We start from the raw sequence: 19,584 nt of genomic DNA on the forward strand, positions 1-19,584 counted from the left end.
TAAAAACAGACGCTTAAGCAAAAGTTACATGTTACTATAGGACTAAAACCATGACGGATCAGAAAAAGCCTGACCAGGCCACAACCTCCGAAAAACCCTGGGGCGGACGCTTCAGCGAACCCACCGACGCATTTGTGGAGCGCTTCACCGCATCCGTAGGGTTTGATCAGCGCCTGTATCATCACGATATCACTGGCTCCATTGCCCACGCGACCATGCTCGCTGAAGTTGGCGTTCTGACCGAAGACGAGCGTGACAGTATTATTGATGGCCTGAAAGGCGTGAAAGAAGACATCGAAGCAGGGCGTTTTGAGTGGTCTGTAAGTCTTGAAGACGTACACATGAATATAGAAGCCCAGTTGACCAAGCGCATTGGCATTACGGGCAAAAAACTGCACACAGGCCGCAGCCGTAACGACCAGGTGGCTACGGATATTCGCCTGTACCTGCGGGATGAAATTGACGTGATTGCTGAGGAGCTCAGGCGCTTGCAAACCGGCCTGCTGGATCTGGCCGAGCGCGAGGCCGATACCATTATGCCTGGTTTTACTCACCTTCAAACGGCCCAGCCGGTTACGTTTGGACATCACTTGCTTGCATGGTATGAAATGCTGGTTCGCGATGGCGAGCGCCTGCAAGACTGCCGCAAGCGCGTGAATATCATGCCTTTGGGCGCTGCAGCTTTGGCCGGCACTACCTACCCAATTGATCGGGCCATGACCGCTCGGCTGTTGGGCTTCGATCGAGCCTCAGAAAACTCTTTGGATTCGGTCAGCGATCGGGATTTTGCCATTGAGTTCTGCAGCTTCGCAGCCCTACTGATGACGCACATGTCTCGGTTCAGTGAAGAGTTGGTGCTGTGGACCTCGGCGCAGTTCGATTTTATTGATCTACCGGATCGCTTCTGCACCGGCTCGTCAATCATGCCTCAGAAAAAGAACCCAGACGTGCCTGAGCTTGTTCGGGGCAAAACAGGTCGGGTGAATGGTCACCTGATCAGCCTGCTTACACTGATGAAAAGCCAGCCGTTGGCTTACAACAAGGACAACCAGGAAGACAAAGAGCCTTTGTTCGACACTGTGGATACCATTAAAGGCTGCCTGAAAGCCTACGCTGATATGATTCCGGCTATTCACGCTAAGGCAGACAACATGCGTGTGGCAGCCAAGCGCGGGTTTTCGACGGCAACGGATTTGGCGGATTATCTGGTCAAAAAGGGCATGCCGTTCCGGGATGCCCACGAAGTTGTCGGCAAAGCCGTGGCTTTTGGTGTTGCGCAAGAGCGAGATCTTTCTGATATGACACTGGAAGAGCTTACTCGCTTCTCCGATACCATTGGCGAAGATGTGTTTGATGTACTAACGCTGGAAGGCTCAGTTCAGGCCCGTGACCACCTTGGTGGCACGGCACCTGATCAGGTGCGGGCGGCCGTAGGCCGTGCGCGTAAATTGCTGGGCTAATCCCCAGACTTAACCGCCAATGCGTCCGGTGGAGAGGTCAACCGCCACCGGCGTCAGTTCTGCCAGGGGTTTGGGCGGGCTCAGTCGGAGCCCCTGGCCGAAGTGAATGCCTAGGGTTCTGACCTTTTTGAGGATGTCGCTGTTCTCGATAAAAGTCGCGACGGTTATCTTCCCCGAATCCAGTGCAATCCGGTGCAGCGCTTCCGCCATAATCTGTTGAACCGGATCGTCTCCCAGTCTGAGCATCAGGCTGCGGTCTAATTTGATGATGTCCACCGGTAGTTTCGCTGCAAGGTTGTAGCTTTCTACGGACGCGCCGGCTCCATCCAGTGCTACACGGCAACCAATACGATGCAGGGCATCACACAGAACAGTCACCTCATCTGGGTATTGGGTTGCGTGAGCTTCGCGTATTTCAAAGCAAAAGCATTCTGCCGGATAGTTCGAAACCCTGAGTACAGATTCCATGAAATCCGCAAAGGTATCGTCCAGCACGCTGGCCAGCGACAAGTTGAAACCGCAGTATTTCAGCCTAGCCTCAAGCAATTGGTGATCGTCTAGCCAAGTGAGGGTTTGCAGTATCACCTGCCGGTCCAGCCGTTTGGCCAGATTAAAGCGTTCCGCTACTGGTAGAAACTGATCTGGCTGCAGGCATTCCTCATGATTACCGTTCCCGGGAATCCGGGAGAGGATTTCGATGTGGTCGCCCCAGGTGACACTGGCAACCGGCTTTAGCGTTTGAAATTCGAGTATCAACGACTGTTGATCCAGAGCTTTTCGGATCTGATCGACGTATTCGTTGCTGGTGCTGTCATCTGTTTTAGGGCGAGAAGCGTGGGCGGTATGAATTCGGTTGCGTCCGGATGTTTTGGCCTGGTGGCACAGATCTGCGGCTTGGCTCAGCAACTGCTCGGGATCGGCAGGCGTGTCTTTTCCCATAACCAGTAGGCCGCCACTGGCGGTGGTTTGCAGCTGATGGCCGTGCCACTCAAAAACAAAGCTGCGAATGAGATTAAGGGCATCCTCTGCGAGCTTGCGGGCTTCCGGTTCTGTGCAGCCTTCAATGAGTAGTGCGAAGGTGTCGCCCGAAAGTCGCGATATCGTATCCTGTGGTCTGCTACGAATATCGAGGCTGCTGGCCAGCTCCCTGAGATACCGGTCGCACGCGCCATTACCCGCTATGGCGTTGAAGTGCCCGAATGCATCCAGGTTCAGGTATAGGAGACTGCTATCGGTTGCTGTCTCATCCTTTTCCTTCATGCTGCGATGAAGGCGAGCGGTAAACTCTCTGCGGTTGGTTAGCCCGGTTCCCCGGTCGTGCCGGTACCGGTATTCGCTATCACTTATGTTGTTGGCGCGGTTGCTGATGTCACTGGCCACAACAACTGCGCCTGTGGTTTCGCTCTTGCTGTCAGTCAGGCGCTGATAATGAAACTCATACACCGGCCATTCACCGCTTTGCTGGGTGATGGGCATGTCCACCACAAAGCTGTCCTGCTCAAAGGCTCGTCGCCAAAGCTGTTCGGCCAGATGTCGCTCGTTTGGGTATTTTTCCAGCAACTGACTCAGGTTGTCACCCACTCGGGGCGTTGGGCCAAATATGCCAGCGAACAGCCTGGCGTAAGGCGCATTGAAGTGCAGTAGATTCAAATTTGTGTCTACGGCGGCTATCAGCCCTGGGCATGCAGCTGTGGTGGCGCTCAGAATTTTCTCAGCCCCTGTGCGGGCTTGGTCGCGTTGCATTTCGCCGGTGCGGTTCACCAGGGTACCGCCGAGCTTGCACACCCTGCCGTCTGTTTTAAGGGCGCGGCCATTGAGGGTTGCGCGAATTGTCTGTTGCTGTGCTGTAACTAAGTTCAGCTCAATGGTGAAAGGTGCGCCTGTATGTGCACACCTGCGAAACAGAGCTCGGATACGCCCTTGGCCGCTCTGGCAGTAAAATAGTGCCTGCTCGGGTGTCATATCCGTGCCTGGCCTTAGCTCAAGCAGTTGGTATAGCCCCTCGGTCCAGGTAATTTGGTTGCTGGCAATATCCAGCTCCCATATTCCAAAGCCCGCAGCGCTTTCTGCGCAACGCAACAAGCGCGGGTCTATGGCGGAATTTTCCTGTTGAGTAATCCGGGCGCTGGCGGCTTCGTCTGAATCGCGCATACTGATACGCAGTGAAAGGCTGGCGGTGTAGAAAAAACCTTCTTTGTGGCGGAAGGTCACCAGCACATTTTGACCGCTCTCCATACGGTGCCGGTTCACTGGCGCGAAAGGGTCGTCCTCCCTTGATGCCAGAACCCGGTGTACCATAATGCCTTCAAGCTCACTGGCATCGTATCCGAGTATGGCTTCGGCATTGCTGTCAGCGAATAGCACCTTGCCTTCGTCGTCAATACGCAGCAAGGTTTGGCGACCGTTGTCTGTGGGTGCATCGGCACGATAACGCTGTATGACAAACTCTTTCACTGGGCAGGACCTCGGGTTTTCTGAAGCGTATACCGCTTTTATTTTTCTGACGGTTTTGCAACGATGAGTTCATCATACGGATAATTAAACTGGAAAGAACCTCTCCACCGGAGCTGCCTTGACCGCTCACGCCTCACCGATTGCCCTGGATTTTGAAGAGGGTATTGACCGCAAAACCCTGCGCCGTCTGCAGGACAGATTTCTCGTGGTTAATCGCCAGCGTTGGGAAAGGGCCCGCTCGTCGCTCACCTACCGCCAGCAAGCGGTGCTGGAGGTTCTGCCGCTGGTATTTCACACCAATCACCCAGCCTTGCCCGGCTATCTGGATGCCGACTGCCCTTATGGTTTGAGTCACTATCAACCAGATTCAGCAACCAAGAGCGCTGCCCGGCGTTTGGCTCGTACCTTTAGTATGCGAGACGAAGGCAAACGCCAGGCGGATTTGGACGCTCTGTTTTTGATGGGCAGCCCCGGCACCTTGGGACACTCTGTTACCAGCGATTTGGATGTCTGGCTGTGTCATCGGGACGATCTTCCGGAGCCAGGTATTGAGCGTCTTGAGCGCAAGGCGCAGAAGCTGACGGAGTGGGCGTTTACGTTTGGTATTGAACTGCACGTATTTGTGTTCTCAGCGGCCGACTGGCGGGAGGGGCGACAGCGTGCAGAGATGAAAGGCGAGAACTGTGGTAGCGCCCAGCACTATCTGCTTTTGGATGAGTTTTATCGCACTGGAATCCACCTTGGAGGGTGTTATCCGCTGTGGTGGCTTATTCCATCGGAACAGGAAGAGCGTTATCGGGAATGTGCAAACCGACTGGTCGATTATCGGTTTATTCGGGGCGATGAATACATCGATTTTGGCGCGGTATCCGGCATCCCAGCTAGGGAGTTTCTTGGCGCAGGTGTGTGGCAGCTCTATAAGGGTATTGATGCGCCCTGGAAGTCTATCCTGAAGCTTTTGCTTACCGAGTGTTACGCTCAAACTCAGGAACAGCCGGTTTTATCGCGGGTGTTCAAGCAGGCTGTGTTCAGTGGCGTGACCGATGCAGATATTTTGGATCCGTATGTGATGCTTTATCAGCGGTTGGAGCAGTGGCTCGTAGAGGCTGGCGCCGAGGCAAGGTTGGACCTGGTGCGTCGCAGTTTGTATATCAAGGCGGGACTGCCGTTGACACGCACCGGGGCGCCGGGCGAGGGGCCCCAGCCCTGGAGGGCTCAACTGCTCAGAAGTCTGGTGACTGACTGGGGTTGGCAACAGAAACAAATCGAAGCACTGGACAGTCGCCATCGCTGGCGCGCAGAGGAGGTGTCTTCTTTGCGCCGCGTGGTTGTGTCGGAACTGACCCACAGCTACCGATTGCTCTCGAAAATGGCCCGGGATCATGGCGAGCAGTCAGCGATCAACGCGAACGATATTGGCTTGCTCGGTCGCAAACTCTACGCAGCGTTTCAGCGCAAAGCCGGTAAAGTTGAACAGGTCAATCCAGGGTTGGTGCCGACTCTGGCAGAGGAGAATTTAGCTTTTCATCACCAGTCGGAACAAGGCGGGGATGGACATGGCTGGCTGCTGTATCGGGATCTGGAAGACCCTTCGGATGCCTTCTGGCAGCCGATTATTCGGCATTCGGGCAACCTCGCTGAACTGGTTGTGTGGTGCTATTGCAACGGCTTGCTTACTCGGTCCACTCGTCTCAATGTTCGCGCTGGCCAAGGTGTCGCATCCATCAGTGAATTGCGAGAAATGCTGAATGCGCTTGCGAGTTTTGTGCGGTTTCCTGTGGAGCCTGCAGAGCGGGAGGCCCTTGCCCGTGGTGTTCGCCCCCTGCGCAATCTTTTACTGATCAATGTGGGAGTGGATCCGCAGTCTCATCTTACAGAGCGGGGGCTGCACAAGCTTAGCGCTCGGCATGATTCGCTGGGTTTCAGTGGTGGGCGAGAGAACCTGGTTGTGACTATTGATCAGATCACCCTGAATAGCTGGCACGAGGTTAGCCTTCAGCACTATGCATCAGGCGACACGCTGATTCAGTGTCTGAAGAATGTATTGGCCGCGGTTGCGCTGGCCCCCCGCGCCATTCCCAGTATTGAGGTACACAGCCACAACCGGGGGCACGGCAGCGCCATTGCTCGGCGGGTGCGGGAACTATTTGCGGATGTGTTGCGCCAGTTCTTTGCGGGTGGCGCCGGCCCACACCCCCTTCGCTACGTTATTGAGATGGATAGTCGGTATTTTCTGCTGGAGTTCAATGGCACTGAACCTGGTTTTATTGCTCTAGAAAGTCGGGCTGCCCTGATGGAATGCCTGGCCCAACCCCGTGAGAGTTATCTGCCAGTTGTTTTCGACCGCTACGCGTTGTTGGATGACCCGGCTGTGCGAGCTGCCTGCCAGTCCAGTGAACCGAACAGTATTCAAGTGTTCTATACGATTCGTAGTGAGCGAGCGCAGATTTGGGTGATTGATGAGCGGGGTTCGCTGTTCGGGTGGGGCCAGTCAGTCACTAGCCGCCGCTACCTGCTGACACCTTTGCTGCGCTTTCTGGAAAACCTAATAGAGCGGCGAACGCTACGCTATAGCGAGGAGCCTGCGGCGCTGGCGGGTGTGCGATGTTACGAGCTGGTTGCAAACAGTGGGCTCTGGGGCCCGGAATATCGGCCACAAACGGATATGGGCGCTCCGTTGTCAGGGCTTGAAGTGCAAGCTGTGGGGGTTCAGGAAGGCGATAGCCGAGTTCGCTTTGATCTTTACTGTGGCGAGCAGGAATTTACGGTGTTGCAATACGGTGATCAGCTGATTCCAGCCGTTGCCCATTACATCCATTCACTGCGCCAGAGCCGTGATCGCTACCCGGTTTACCTCACCGATGTGCACCTTCCTCACGATCTGGATCCAAGGGTTTATCAGCAAGATATACAGACCAGCCAGTACCTCTATTACCGGACTGTTCTGGAAGAGGCCCTGAACCGTGAGCTGGCGGCGTTTCGATAGCCCGTCGGTCTCGCCGTGCGGGGCGCGGGTCAGGTATACTTTGGCCATTATGAACTCAAGGGTGGCAAGTATGCGCGCGTGGACATTGCCGATCATGATTCTGGTTATGGTGGCAACACTTGGTGGTTGCGGCCAGAAAGGGCCGTTATACCGGGAGAATCCGGAAGCATCATCGGGGCCTACCGGGAAAACGACCAGCGTTGAAGAGCAAAATGAGCGTCCGCACGACCGCGGCTCAGACGTTAAATAGTCTTGCTTATACCAGCTACCGCTACAAAATCAGGAAGCAAATGGATCATTTCAATTACCGTAACGGCGAGCTGTACGCCGAAGATGTGCCTGTATCCTCCATTGCCGAGCGCTTTGGTACACCCGCTTATGTGTATTCCCGGGCCACTTTGGAGCGTCACTACAGAGCTTACGATGACGCCCTGAAAGATCGCGCACACCTTGTGTGTTACGCCGTGAAAGCCAACAGCAATTTGGCTGTGTTGAACGTGCTGGCGCGTCTGGGTGCCGGTTTTGACATTGTTTCGGCCGGGGAGTTGGAGCGGGTACTGCGTGCCGGCGGCGACGCGGGCAAGATTGTGTTTTCCGGTGTGGGTAAGCAGGAATGGGAGATGCGCAGGGCTTTGGAAGCGGGTGTTCGCTGTTTCAACGTAGAATCTGACACTGAGCTGGATCGGCTTAACGCGGTGGCCGGTGAGATGGGCGTTAAAGCACCAGTGTCTTTACGTGTGAACCCGGATGTAGATGCCGGCACGCATCCTTACATTTCTACCGGCCTAAAAGAGAACAAGTTTGGTATTGACATAGCTGAAGCGCTGGCTGTTTACACCCGGGCTGCAGCACTGCCGAACCTGGTTATTAACGGTGTGGATTGCCACATTGGGTCGCAGCTAATAACGGTTTCCCCGTTCCTGGATGCCCTCGACCGGGTACTGGAATTGATTGACGCGCTGGCCGAGAATGGTATTCGCATCCGGCACCTGGATATGGGCGGCGGCCTGGGTGTTACTTACGATGACGAACAACCACCCCAGCCATCCGAATACGTCAGGGCGTTGGATGAGCGTATTGGTGACCGAGAGCTGGAGTTGATTCTTGAACCCGGCCGATCTATCGCGGCCAACGCAGGCATACTGATTACCCGGGTAGAGTTCTTGAAGTGCACTGAGCATCGTAACTTCGCCATCATCGATGCCGCCATGAACGATTTGATTCGCCCGGCACTTTATAGTGCCTGGCAGGCCATCGTTCCAGTGCAGCCCCACGGAGATGCAGAAGAAAAAGTTTGGGATTTGGTTGGTCCGGTTTGCGAAACCGGAGACTTCCTTGGCAAAGACCGACCACTCCAGCTTAAGGCTGGAGATCTCCTGGCTGTGCGTTCTGCTGGGGCCTATGGCTTCGTAATGAGCTCCAACTACAACACCCGCAACCGTCCACCGGAACTGATGGTGGATGGCGAGCATGTACACATTGTGCGCCGTCGCGAAACGATCGAAGATCAGCTCGCGCCAGAAAACTGCTTGCCCGAATGACAGGTGGGCGGGAAATAAGCCAGCCGCGACGTAGTCAGGGGCCTCTGCTCCGGTTCAGCAAAATGCACGGGCTGGGCAACGACTTCATGGTGGTGGACGCCATCAGCCAGCCATTTCGGCTGCGCCCGGAAATGATCCGGGAGCTGGCAGATCGTAATGTGGGCATTGGCTTTGATCAGCTATTGGTGGTGGAGCCGCCAGGGCTACCCGATGTGGATTTTCGTTACCGAATATTCAATGCCGACGGCTCTGAAGTTGAGCAGTGCGGCAATGGCGCTCGGTGTTTCGCAAAGTTTGTACGGGATCAGCGCCTCACCAATAAAAAGATCATCCGTGTCCAGACCGCCCGCGGCGTGATTGAGTTGCAGTTGCTCAAGGACGGCATGGTGATGGTCAATATGGGCGTGCCTGAACTGAATCCGCCGGCGATTCCCTTTGCCGCAGAACACCGCGAAAAGGTGTATGCCGTAGAAGTAGGCGCGGAAATAGTGGAACTCAGCGCTGTTTCCATGGGCAATCCCCACGCTGTTATTGTGGTTGATGACGTGGATACGGCGCCGGTCTGTGACCTTGGGCCGCGTCTGGAAAGCCACCCGCGATTCCCGTCGCGGGCAAACATTGGTTTTTTGCAGATAATCAGCCGGAGCCGTGCGCGCTTAAGGGTGTATGAACGCGGTTCAGGCGAAACCCTCGCCTGTGGTAGCGGTGCGTGCGCGGCAGTGGTCGCCGGGTGCCTGCGAGGCCTACTCGATAACCGCGTGGAAGTGGACTTGCGTGGCGGGCGGCTAGTCATCGAATGGCAGGGTGAAGGGTCGCCTGTTATGATGGAGGGGCCTGCTACCAGCGTATTTGAAGGGCAGTTGAGACTGCCTGGTGATTCAAACGGTAGCCGGCGCCGAAAGCCCGGTCGCCCATATAAACAACGGATCTGACAGCCAGGAGAGCACGATGACAGACCAAACGGCCCACCAGAAGGCCGACGAGCTCACCCGGGAAGAGGTGGCAGAGTACCTGAAGAACAACCCTGATTTTTTTGTCGATCAGGATGAACTTCTACGCAGCTTAACTTTGCCCCATGACAGTGGTCGGGCTATTTCCCTGGTTGAACGCCAAGTACACCTGTTCCGCGAACAACGGGATACGCTGCGCCATGAACTGGTAGAATTGGTATCTATCGCCCGCCACAATGATCGCCTGTTTGAAAAGAGCAAACGCCTGCTGATGCAGGTTATTGAAGCTCGCAACCTGGTTGATATGGCCTCCACTATTGATGACAGCATCCGCGGTGATTTTGGGCTTGATGCTGCCTCGGTGATCCTGTTTACCGACGCAGAAGTGCCCGGCAGTGCTCAAGGAGCGTTGCATGTTGTGAGCCCGGCGGAGGCACAGGGTCGTCTTGGTAATCTTCTTGAGGGCAGCAAAGCTGTCTGTGGCCAATTCCGCGAGAGCGAGCGTGAGTTTCTGTTCCCTGATAGGGACATCCCCATTGCGTCGGTGGCCTTGGTGCCTTTGCGCCACGATGAACTGGTCGGGGTTTTCGCGGTTGGCAGTTGCCAGCCTGGCTACTTCGATCAAAGCATGGGCTCCCTGTTTCTCAGCTACATCAGTGACACGCTCAGCAGGCTCCTGCCGCCGATGATCCGGCGTCACACCTCGGCTGTTCCGGTAGCTGATCTTGCGACGGAGTCTCGTTAGAGTGACGGCCGCACCCGCACCAGCTCAGTTACCTGATGAGCTGAGCGGGCGCATGACGGACTTTATCCAGCACTTGGCATCCGAAAAACGCCATTCGCCCCGGACCTGCGACGCTTATCAGCGAGACCTGCAGCGGCTAGCGGCGTGGCTTGTAGAGCAGGGCAGTGCACAGTGGCGGGCGGTCAGCAGCTATGATCTGCGCCGCTACGTTGCAAACCTCAGTCACCAAGGCCTAAACGGTCGCAGCATTGCCCGGCATTTGTCGGCAATCAGGCGTTTTTATCAGTACCTGCTGCGAGAGCGACTGGCCAGCGACAACCCGGCACTGGATATTCGCCCCCCCAAGAGTAGCCGTCGCTTGCCCAGCGTGGCCGATGTGGATCAGCTCAATCATCTTCTCGATGCCTCACCGGATGACCCATTGGAAGTGCGCGACAGATGCATGTTTGAACTAATGTACTCCTCCGGCTTGCGCCTCGCGGAGCTAGCCAGTCTGAATCTTAATGCGGTTGATCGTAAAGGCGGTGAGGCGCGGGTTGTGGGCAAAGGCGGTAAAACACGCATACTCCCTGTAGGTCGCAAAGCACTGGAAGCCATAGCTCAGTGGTTGCCTATTCGGGCTGAGCTGGCACCGGAGGGTGAGGTTGCTTTGTTTGTAAGCCGCCGAGGTGACCGCCTTAGTCATCGCAGTATCCAAGCTCGTCTTAGCCGTTGGGGGGTTGCCAAAGGGGCTGATCAGAAGCTCCATCCTCACATGTTGCGGCATTCGTTTGCCAGCCACATGCTTGAGTCCAGTGGCGATTTGCGAGCGGTTCAAGAATTATTAGGCCATGCGGACATAGCCACCACACAAGTTTATACTCATCTTGATTTCCAGCATTTGGCCCGAGTTTATGACCAGAGCCATCCCAGGGCGCGTCGACGTAAGTCACGTGACTACGGCGACCAGAACCCCGGACAGGAAGGAAGCACGTGATGTCATCGGATCAAACCTGGAAGGACAAGTACTTCCAGGAGCTTGAGTCTGCAGAGCAGCGGGATGAACAGTGGAAGGTTGAGCGCAATACGTTGGAACGTATGCTGGTGCGCACCAGTCTCGCTTCTGAAGGCCAGGCGCCGGAGCTGGATCGCCTGCTTGAGCGTGTTCGATCGGACTTGCGCAAGAACAAGGTTGATGTGAAAAGCTGGCGAGAGCTGCAGAATCAGATAGACCGGCAGGTTGCCCTGCTGGATGATATGCCTGCCTATAAACATGAAAACCCCTCTGCCCCCCCTGTAAATATCGCATCTGAGCCTAAGTCTGTGATTGAGGCAGCGGGTGGCGATGAAGTGCAAGACAACGCGGATTTTGAGGGTGCTCATAGCCAACGGCTCCGAATCGCCCGGCGTGTTGGCCACCTCTTAGGCCAATTGCTTAGCCAAGTGTCCTTGGAGCCAACGGCAGAAAGCCACGCGAGAAATCTTCAGAAAGCTCTGCTATCCAGCGACAACTGGGATGAGTTGCGGGAGGGACTGAACCAAGTGGCCGACTTGATTCTGGCCGCCGTAACCCGCGGCCAGAGGGAGTTCGAAGCGTTCCTGAAACGTCTTGATGAGCGTCTTGAGGCGCTGCAAGAGCATTTCTCCGTGCAATCGTCTGTGCAGACGGGCCGCCAAGCAGCCGCAGAAACCCTGGATCGCAACATTCGCAAAGAAATTGAACAAGTTAGCTGGCACATTGAAACCAGTGACGATATTCATGGGCTGAAGCAGTCAGTGAGTAGCCACCTTGAGTGCATTGGCCAGGCGGTTGGTCGTTTTCGAGTGGAGGAAACGGAGCGGGAAAAAATGTTGTCTGCGCAGCTGATGGCCATGCAGGAAAAAGTCGCCGTTATGGAGGCGCACTCAGAACAAATGCAAGAGCAAGTTCGCAAGGAGCGTGAACGCGCCATGACAGACCTTCTTACGCAGCTGCCAAACCGTGAAGCTTGGCAGGAGCGTTTGGCTTTTGAGTTCAATCGTTGGAAACGTTACCAATACCCGCTGACTGTGGGCGTTTTGGATATCGATCTTTTCAAGCGTGTAAACGATTCCTATGGGCACAAAGCCGGCGACAGGGTGCTTCAGCTTGTCGCCAGGGAAATGAAGAACCGGTTACGTACCACCGATTTTGTGGCTCGTTTCGGTGGTGAGGAGTTTGTGCTGCTGTTTCCAGAGACCTTACCTGCAGATGCTCAACTTGTGATGGATAAACTCCGGTCACACGTCCGAGCCTTGCCGTTTCATTTTGGCCGGGATCCTGTAACGATTACCTTCTCGGCGGGTCTTGCCGCCTTTGCTCCTGGAGATACCGAGGAGTCGGTTTTTGAACGGGCAGATCGAGCGCTTTATGTTGCCAAGGATGTGGGCCGTAATTGCATCAAGGTCAGTCAGCTAACTGATTAGTACAAACTCCCACATGTGTAGGTGTTGTATCCAAAAATATTGCGCAATCGTTGAGGCTATCCAGTGAAAGCCACCCTTCTGGTTCTCTCATGCTGGCTGTTGCTGGTGTTTCAATATTCGGCGCTGGCGGACCCGCCCCAGGCATCCCCCGCCCCAGTTTTAGGCAGCAAAGATCTGCACTGGGTAAGTGACCAAAAAAGGCTCAAAATTGGTGTGCGTGCAGACCAAATACCGCTGGTGTTTGATACTGGAAACGGGCACCTTGCCGGCACCTACATTGACTACCTTGCCCGGCTTTCTGAAAAGCTTGGCCTCCTGATTGAGCCTGTTGTCATTAACTCAGGTGCCAACGCTGGGCCGGTGCTTGAGCAGCCCGAAACCGACGCGCTGCTCACCACCCGGCTACCCGGCACACCCGCGCCCGATGGCAAGCGGTATACCAGCCCGTTGATGACTCTCACCTATGGACTGTTTGTGAGCGCGGGCGATGCCACGATCCGTTCACTGACGGACCTGGAGAATAGCCGCATAGCCGTTGTGGAAGGCGACCCCAATCAGTACACCATGCTTGAATCTGTTGAGAACTTTACGCCTGTGCCGGTGCAGAGCTTGGGCGAAGCTGTTAGCCATGTGTTGTCTGGCCAGGCCGACGCCTTTCTAGGTGCGGTACCGGTGGTCTCGGACTATCTTCAGTCAGCCATGATTACCGGTATTGGCCTGTCGGTGCTTCTGGATCAAAAGTCGGTGGATGTGGTGTTGCAGGTGGATGAGAGCAGCCAGCCTCTGTACCGGGTTCTGGATCAAACGGTCGACGCGATCAGTCATAACGAACACCGGATTATTCGGCAATCGTGGTTGGAGGTGGATCTCTCTGCACTGGAGCAAAGCGGGGTAGAGCTCTCCGCGTCTGATGTTAATTGGCTCAAACGCCATCCCGCCCTTAAGGTAGCGTATCGCTCCGATTGGCCACCGTTTGAATACGAGCAGGACGGTCGAGCCACCGGTCTGGTGCCTGATCTTGTCGCGCGCTTGGAAAGCCAGCTCGGAGCAGGGTTTGAAGAACATATTCTGGAAGACCGTCTGGCCGCGGAGCAAGCGCTTATCTCCGGAGAGGTGGATATCCTGCCCGGATTGTCGCGCACACCGCGAACAAAGGAATCATTTTTGTTTACCCGGGCTTATGTGAACGTACCGATTGCGCTAGCAATCCGCGATGACGGACGCTTTATCGGGGATCTGCGGGAGTTGCGCCGTGAGCGTGTAGGCGTGGTCAACCGCCATGCGGCCCATGATTACCTGCTGATCAACCATCCAAACCTGGACCTCTACCCAGTGGCAACAGTAGAGAATGGGTTGCTGGCGCTTTCCAATGGCGATCTTGATGTCATGGTGACCCACATTCCGGCGGTCAGCTATACCGTGGCCAGGCTCGGTCTCTCTAATCTGCGGATTACCAGTATCACGCCGTATCAGTATGATCTCCGGCTTGCGGTTCGCAAAGATAGTCCAGAACTGCACCGCATTCTGAATAAAGCCCTGGGCAGCCTGAAGCCGGCCGACACCGAAGCCATATACAACCGATGGATTCACTTGGACATAGAGCAGGAAGCCGATTACACCGTAGTGCGGCGGGTTGTTCTGATCGCCCTTGTAGTTGTGCTTATTTTCTTATATTGGAACCGAAAGCTGTCGCGGGAAGTGGACGAGCGCATCCGTTCTGAAAATGCCCTGCGCCGGAGTGAAGATGAACTGCGGGCTGCCAAACTGGAAGCCGAGCGGTTGGCCCGTGAGGCAGAGGCCGCCAGTCGAACCAAGAGTGAGTTTTTGGCGAATATGTCACATGAGATCCGAACACCCATGAATGCGGTGATTGGTTACAGTGATCTCTTGAGCAACAGCGTGACCGACCCCCAGCAACGCAATTATCTGGACGCCATTCGGGCGGGCAGTCGCAGCCTGCTCATGTTGATCAATGACATTCTCGATCTCTCCCGTATTGAGGCTGGCAAAATGCGGCTGGATTACTCGCCGGTATCCGTACGCAGGCTTCTTGATGATGTTCGCCATATTTTTGATTTGCGAGCACGGGAGCAGGGCATCACGTTGGAGGTGAGCGTTGGTTCAGATATGCCCGTTGCCATGATGTTGGATGAAACCCGTTTTCGGCAGGTGCTGTTTAACCTTGTAGGAAACGCTATCAAGTTTACCCATGATGGCGGCGTTACCGTGCGGGCAACCGTTCTACCGGTTCAGGGCGAAACTGAAAAGGCCCCTGAGCATCAGAGTTACTGGCTCACCGTCAAAGTAACGGATTCTGGTATCGGAATCCCCTCTGATCAGCGCGACCGTATCTTTGATGCGTTCGAGCAACAAGAGGGGCAGAATACCCGTCGATACGGAGGTACGGGCCTTGGGCTTGCGATCAGCCGTAAGCTGGCACAGATGATGGGCGGCGAGTTGAAGGTGGAAAGTGAGCCAGGGGTTGGGTCCGTTTTTACCGTTACGCTGCCGAACATTGTGGCAACTGGCGAACAGGCTGAAGACGAAGGTGAGACTAAAGAATCTGAACGGTTATTGGCTCAGACCCTGAGCATACAGGAGCGCGGTTGGCTGAGAGAGCAGCTGACGGCAGATTTTGGTGACGAATGGGAGGCGGTGCGCGAAAGCGGCGACCCGGAAGAAATGAGGACGTTTGCACGCCGAGTACTGGAGTGGGGACAACGTTATCGCTCCCGGTCGGTAACGGGTTACGGTGAGAAGCTGCTGGCTGATGTAGAGGCATTCAATCTGGATGCGGTTAACAGTGCGCTTGAGGCGTTTCCGAAACTGTTGGGTCGAGAGGATTAACAGCCTACAGACAATCGAACTGGGAGCGGCGATCAAAGGCCACAGAAACCATGTCGTAGCCGGAGTCAGACAGACTGCGAACCAGTTCGCGGTCTTTCAGTAGTGCCATACAAACTTTGTGAACGCTGGCTTGAAGCTGCTCTGAAGCAGTCTGGGCAGAGGCAAGGCGAAAATCAACAACTAGATATTTCCGCTCGATGACTGACGAAACCGGAATGTCCTCACGCTCAATACTTTCATAGCCTATGTAGGTTGCGTGATCCTGGGGGAATACTTGGCTCATTACGATGTCCAGATTCTCCGCCTGGATGGCTGGCGCAGAGCATAGCGCTACCATGGCTGCAGCACGGATTAGATTCTGGATATTCATGATGTTGGCTCCCCGGATAGTGCTCCGGATTGGGTGTAACGGAATGTAATGATTCGTTACGATTGATTATTGCAAAGACGGTGGTCTATTGCGCGGGGTCTAACTGATTTTTTTCAATTGTTTGCAGTTTGCATCAATTAGCAGCAGCGCGTTGGGCTCCCTTAGCGGGGCTCTATCAACTATCATGAAGCGAAACCGACGGTAGGAGAGTTGCTCATGTTTCAGCTCGTATTCAAGGGAGAGTGCGCCCCCGGCACTGAAATGGCGACAGCACGGAACAATGCCCGAGCGCTGTTCAAAGCCAGTGTTGAACAAATAGAGCGTATGTTCAGCGGTAGCCCTGTGGTCATCCGAAACAAGCTGGACGAGGAGCAGGCAGAAAAGTACCGTGCGGTGCTGAAGAAGCACGGCATGATTGCCTATGTTCAGCCGATGCCGGGTAGCCAGCAGAGCCAAGCAAAGCCAGCACCTGCGCCAGCTCAAACCGCTCCGCCAGCTAATACGAAACGGGAGTCTGCCAAGGCCAGCCCGCAACCCCGTACTAGCACAATGAACGTTGAGCCGGGTGACCGTTTGCAGGTAGCAGGCGATAAGGTAGATGACATCCTTGCTGGGTCTGCGCTTAGTCTCGACCCCGTAGGTGTAACGTTGGCGGAAGCAGAAGCAGAGGAGCCGCCTATGTTCCAGCATCTTGATGATTGGACACTGGCCCCGGCCGGCAGTGATATAGGTGTAGAGCGGGATCTTCCGCCACCTATGGTGCCGGATGTGTCGCATCTATCGTTAACGGACGAAGAGTCAGACAATCCGTGAGTTTGGCTTGTATGAGGTCTGTCAGGTTTTGAAACGATTATTGCGGTTAAGTCTCACCTGTTTGACTTTAGCATTCCTCACACCGCTTACTGCGATGGCAAGCAATTCCACAGCGAGTACTGAGGTAGAGCGCCCAACGGTTGGTCTTGTGCTTAGCGGTGGCGGCGCTAAAGGCATGGCCCACGTAGGTGTATTGCGGGTGCTGGAAGAAATGCATATCCCGGTGGATGTGGTGGTGGGAACCAGCGCAGGTTCGGCGGTGGGCGCCCTTTACGCCTCGGGCATGCCCGTGGCGGAGATTGAACGCCGCTTTATTGAAATGGACTGGCTGTCGAGCTTTCGGGACGACCCCGGTCGGGCCTACAAACCTGTCCACCGAAAGCAGGGCGAGTGGCGATACCCCTTTACACCGGGCCTTGGTGTTAGCTGGGACGGTCTGCATCTGGGCGCTGGTATTATCGCCGGCCAAAACCTTGGTTTTATCCTCAACGAACTTACCCATAACGTGGCCTTGGTTGAGGATTTTGATCGCCTGGCTATCCCTTTTCGCGCGGTTGCAACCGATTTGGAAACCGGTGAAATGGTGGTGCTCGGCAGTGGCAATCTGGCTACGGCCGTACGTGCAAGCATGAGCATTCCAGGCGTGTACGCCCCCGCCAAGCTTAATGGTCGCTTGCTGGTAGACGGCGGCGTTGCGAACAACCTGCCGATCAGCGTAGCCCGGGAGATGGGCGCTGACGTTGTCATTGCGGTTGATATCACCGACACCCTATTGGGTCCCGACAAGCTTCGGGAGGCGTTCTCTATCTTCGGCCAGCTAACCACGATCATGACCCGGCGCAATACGGAACAGCAACTGGATTTGCTTAACGATGCGGATGTGCTCATCCGGCCGGATCTGGAAGGACATAGCTCTGCAGATTTCTATAACGCGCCGGTTCTGTTCGAACTGGGAGCCACGGGAGCCAGAACCCATGCCGTGGCGCTGAATTCTCTGGTGGTCGCAAACGAGGCCTGGCTGGCTTACCGCTCGCGACTGGCCTCTGCCGGCTATAGTGCGGGCGTTATTGCCGGCATCGAGATAGAACACGACCGCCGCCTGGGTAGGGAGTTCCTCCGGGAGCGGATACGGCAAAAAGTTGGCGAGCCGCTGAATGTGAATGCACTGGAGGCCGACCTGAAACGCATATACGGTCTGGGCTACTACGAAACCGTGTCTTACTCTCAGTCGCCCACCGCCGACGGAACATTGCTGGTTATCAAGGTTCAGGAAAAAAGCTGGGGGCCGAGTTACCTGTCGTTCGGTTTGAATTATGAGGACAACTTTGACGGCGATACCCGCTTCAACCTGGCATCCTCCCTGCGCGTGACCGAATTGAATGAACTGGGTGCCGAGTGGCAGACGGGTGTGCAGCTAGGCACGGAACCGCGGATTCGCACCCAGTGGTATCAGCCGCTTGATTACGGGTACGAGCGCTTTTTGATTGCGGGTGCACAGTATTCCCGGGACACGTTCAGTGTATATGGCATCGAAGGCGCCCGCGTTGCAGAGTTAGATGTAACCTTTCGCGAAGCGGATCTCGGCCTGGGCATGGAGCTGGGCGGCAACGCCGAGGCCCGGCTTACCTACACCCGAGGGTACGCCACCGTGGATGAACAGATTGGCACCGCAACCGCACCCGAAGGCGCCGTTCACCGGGGCGGCTTGAGCCTGCAGCTGGTGCACGACTCGCTAAATGATGCGTTTTTTCCCCGTGAGGGTGCTTTTGCGGGAGTTCGGGGCCGTGTGGAGCGTGAGGATCTGGGCTCCGACCGGCATTTTGACTCGGTAACAGGCATGCTCCTTGGTACCGGAAGCTGGAAAGGTTTTACCCTCACGGGACTGCTTTTTGCCCATACGATCACCCGCGGAGACCCTGGGCTTGAGAACGCGATACGCCTTGGCGGGTTTCGGCGCCTGTCTGCCTATGCGCCAGGCCAGATTACCGGCGACAGTGCGGGTATGGCATCGGTTTATGCCAGCCAGGCATTTGGAGGGCCGATTACGCCTTGGTTTGCAGGTATGGGGTTAGAGGCAGGAAACGCCTGGGAATCGCTCAGTGATGCCGGATGGAACCGATCTGTGAAATCCTGGAGTGTGTTTGCCGGTTTGGATACCTTTTTAGGCCCTGTGCAGATAGCAACGGCGTACAACAATAAAGACAACTGGGCGGCTTACTTGAATATAGGCTTCTCGTTCACCCAGTTGTTCTATTAGAGCGTGCCGGTAAGATTGCCAGCGAGAGTGCCTGTCTCCCCTGTCGCTTCACGCACTTGTTGGCATTGTTGAATGGCATAACGGTGGAGAAGGGAAGCCAGCCGGTCTTCATCCCTGTCCCTAATGGCGCTGATGGATTCTCGCATGTGTGCCAAGTTGTCTTCCAATACACGCTTGCCACCGCACTTGAAGGCGACGAAGGCACAGCGCCTTGCTGACGGCCACAAATCATCAATGGCAGAGAGAATAAAATAATTATCGGCGTAAGCCAGCGAGGCCTTGGTGTATTCAACACCTAAATCCAGAAATGCCATCAGATCATTCTTGTTGAAGTGATCTTCCATCTGTTGATACAGCTGTTCCAACCGCTCCAAATCCGCTGGTTGCCATTGCTGCACAAGCTTTCGGCCAGTGTGGGCCAGATAGAGTTCCAGTGTCTCGTAAAGGCTGCGTACAAAATAATCGTCCAGGTCTGTAACAAAAGCGCCTTTGCGGGGCACGTTTCTCACCAGGTGGCGCTTTTCGAGCAGTAAAAGGCCTTCCCGGATGGAGCCATGGCTGACCTCCATCTGCTTCGCCATGGCAGCTTCGTAAATACGTTCGCCGGAACCAAGTCGGCCGAAAACAATCAGGTTTTCGATATGGCGAGCGACCTGCTCGGTCAGTGTCACTTTAGGTTTGAAGGCCTTCATGGATGATGTTCGCTGGGCTCGGTTGGCTGAATGAGGGGGAATAGT

The 19,584-nt window shown here is 55.4% G+C and carries 14 protein-coding genes; 11 read left to right on the forward strand and 3 right to left on the reverse strand.

Going from position 1 to position 19,584, the window contains the following annotated elements; genetic code table 11:
* The first annotated feature begins 50 nt into the window (after positions 1-50).
* A complete protein-coding gene (gene argH / locus ACTH3S_RS07180; RefSeq protein ID WP_441808334.1) occupies positions 51-1,460 on the forward strand; it encodes an argininosuccinate lyase in 1,410 nt (469 codons plus the stop codon).
* A gap of 9 nt (positions 1,461-1,469) precedes the next feature.
* Here argH and ACTH3S_RS07185 read toward each other — a convergent pair whose 3' ends face one another.
* The gene (locus tag ACTH3S_RS07185; RefSeq protein WP_441808335.1) at positions 1,470-3,914 is read right to left on the reverse strand and encodes an EAL domain-containing protein; all 2,445 of its coding nucleotides are present in this window, start codon (positions 3,912-3,914) and stop codon (positions 1,470-1,472) included.
* A 118-nt stretch (positions 3,915-4,032) separates the two neighbouring features.
* Between ACTH3S_RS07185 and ACTH3S_RS07190 the strand changes: the two genes are divergently transcribed.
* The 8 genes from ACTH3S_RS07190 (at position 4,033) to ACTH3S_RS07225 (ending at position 15,407) form a co-directional block, all read left to right on the forward strand.
* Entirely contained in the window at positions 4,033-6,900 is a 2,868-nt protein-coding gene (locus ACTH3S_RS07190) for a class I adenylate cyclase (protein WP_441808336.1), read from the forward strand.
* A 70-nt stretch (positions 6,901-6,970) separates the two neighbouring features.
* Complete coding sequence (lptM, locus tag ACTH3S_RS07195) at positions 6,971-7,150, forward strand: LPS translocon maturation chaperone LptM (protein ID WP_441808337.1); 180 nt, start codon at positions 6,971-6,973, stop codon at positions 7,148-7,150.
* Positions 7,151-7,190: 40 nt separating this feature from the next.
* Positions 7,191-8,441: a diaminopimelate decarboxylase gene (gene lysA, locus ACTH3S_RS07200; protein ID WP_441808338.1), complete on the forward strand. Its 1,251-nt coding sequence runs from the start codon at positions 7,191-7,193 to the stop codon at positions 8,439-8,441.
* Positions 8,438-9,373 carry a diaminopimelate epimerase gene (gene dapF, locus ACTH3S_RS07205; RefSeq protein ID WP_441808339.1) on the forward strand — a complete coding sequence of 312 codons (936 nt, stop codon included), beginning with the start codon at positions 8,438-8,440 and terminating at the stop codon, positions 9,371-9,373. Before lysA ends, dapF begins: the two co-directional genes overlap by 4 nt.
* Positions 9,374-9,389: 16 nt before the next feature.
* The gene (locus tag ACTH3S_RS07210) at positions 9,390-10,136 is read left to right on the forward strand and encodes a DUF484 family protein (protein WP_441808340.1); all 747 of its coding nucleotides are present in this window, start codon (positions 9,390-9,392) and stop codon (positions 10,134-10,136) included.
* Between the two features lie 52 nt (positions 10,137-10,188).
* On the forward strand, positions 10,189-11,112 hold the full coding sequence (xerC, locus tag ACTH3S_RS07215; protein ID WP_441808363.1) for a tyrosine recombinase XerC: 924 nt from the start codon (positions 10,189-10,191) through the stop codon (positions 11,110-11,112).
* Positions 11,112-12,560, forward strand: a complete 1,449-nt coding sequence (locus tag ACTH3S_RS07220; RefSeq protein ID WP_441808341.1) for a GGDEF domain-containing protein — start codon at positions 11,112-11,114, stop codon at positions 12,558-12,560. The genes xerC and ACTH3S_RS07220 overlap by 1 nt, the downstream gene beginning before the upstream one ends.
* Before the next feature lie 63 nt (positions 12,561-12,623).
* Positions 12,624-15,407, forward strand: coding sequence for an ATP-binding protein (locus tag ACTH3S_RS07225; protein WP_441808342.1), 2,784 nt, complete (start codon positions 12,624-12,626; stop codon positions 15,405-15,407).
* A 4-nt stretch (positions 15,408-15,411) separates the two neighbouring features.
* Here ACTH3S_RS07225 and ACTH3S_RS07230 read toward each other — a convergent pair whose 3' ends face one another.
* Positions 15,412-15,777 carry a hypothetical protein gene (locus ACTH3S_RS07230; RefSeq protein WP_441808343.1) on the reverse strand — a complete coding sequence of 122 codons (366 nt, stop codon included), beginning with the start codon at positions 15,775-15,777 and terminating at the stop codon, positions 15,412-15,414.
* A gap of 216 nt (positions 15,778-15,993) precedes the next feature.
* Between ACTH3S_RS07230 and ACTH3S_RS07235 the strand changes: the two genes are divergently transcribed.
* Both ACTH3S_RS07235 and ACTH3S_RS07240 read left to right on the forward strand, forming a co-directional pair.
* A complete protein-coding gene (locus ACTH3S_RS07235; RefSeq protein WP_441808344.1) occupies positions 15,994-16,590 on the forward strand; it encodes a hypothetical protein in 597 nt (198 codons plus the stop codon).
* A gap of 94 nt (positions 16,591-16,684) precedes the next feature.
* Positions 16,685-18,847 carry a patatin-like phospholipase family protein gene (locus tag ACTH3S_RS07240; RefSeq protein WP_441808345.1) on the forward strand — a complete coding sequence of 721 codons (2,163 nt, stop codon included), beginning with the start codon at positions 16,685-16,687 and terminating at the stop codon, positions 18,845-18,847.
* On the opposite strand, the gene ACTH3S_RS07245 is transcribed toward ACTH3S_RS07240, so the two are convergent.
* Positions 18,844-19,539, reverse strand: coding sequence for a GntR family transcriptional regulator (locus tag ACTH3S_RS07245; protein ID WP_441808346.1), 696 nt, complete (start codon positions 19,537-19,539; stop codon positions 18,844-18,846). The two genes, ACTH3S_RS07240 and ACTH3S_RS07245, sit on opposite strands and share 4 nt — an antisense overlap.
* Positions 19,540-19,584 lie beyond the last annotated feature (45 nt).

The sequence above is a fragment of the Marinobacter sp. genome (assembly GCF_052094685.1).
Classification (GTDB): domain Bacteria; phylum Pseudomonadota; class Gammaproteobacteria; order Pseudomonadales; family Oleiphilaceae; genus Marinobacter.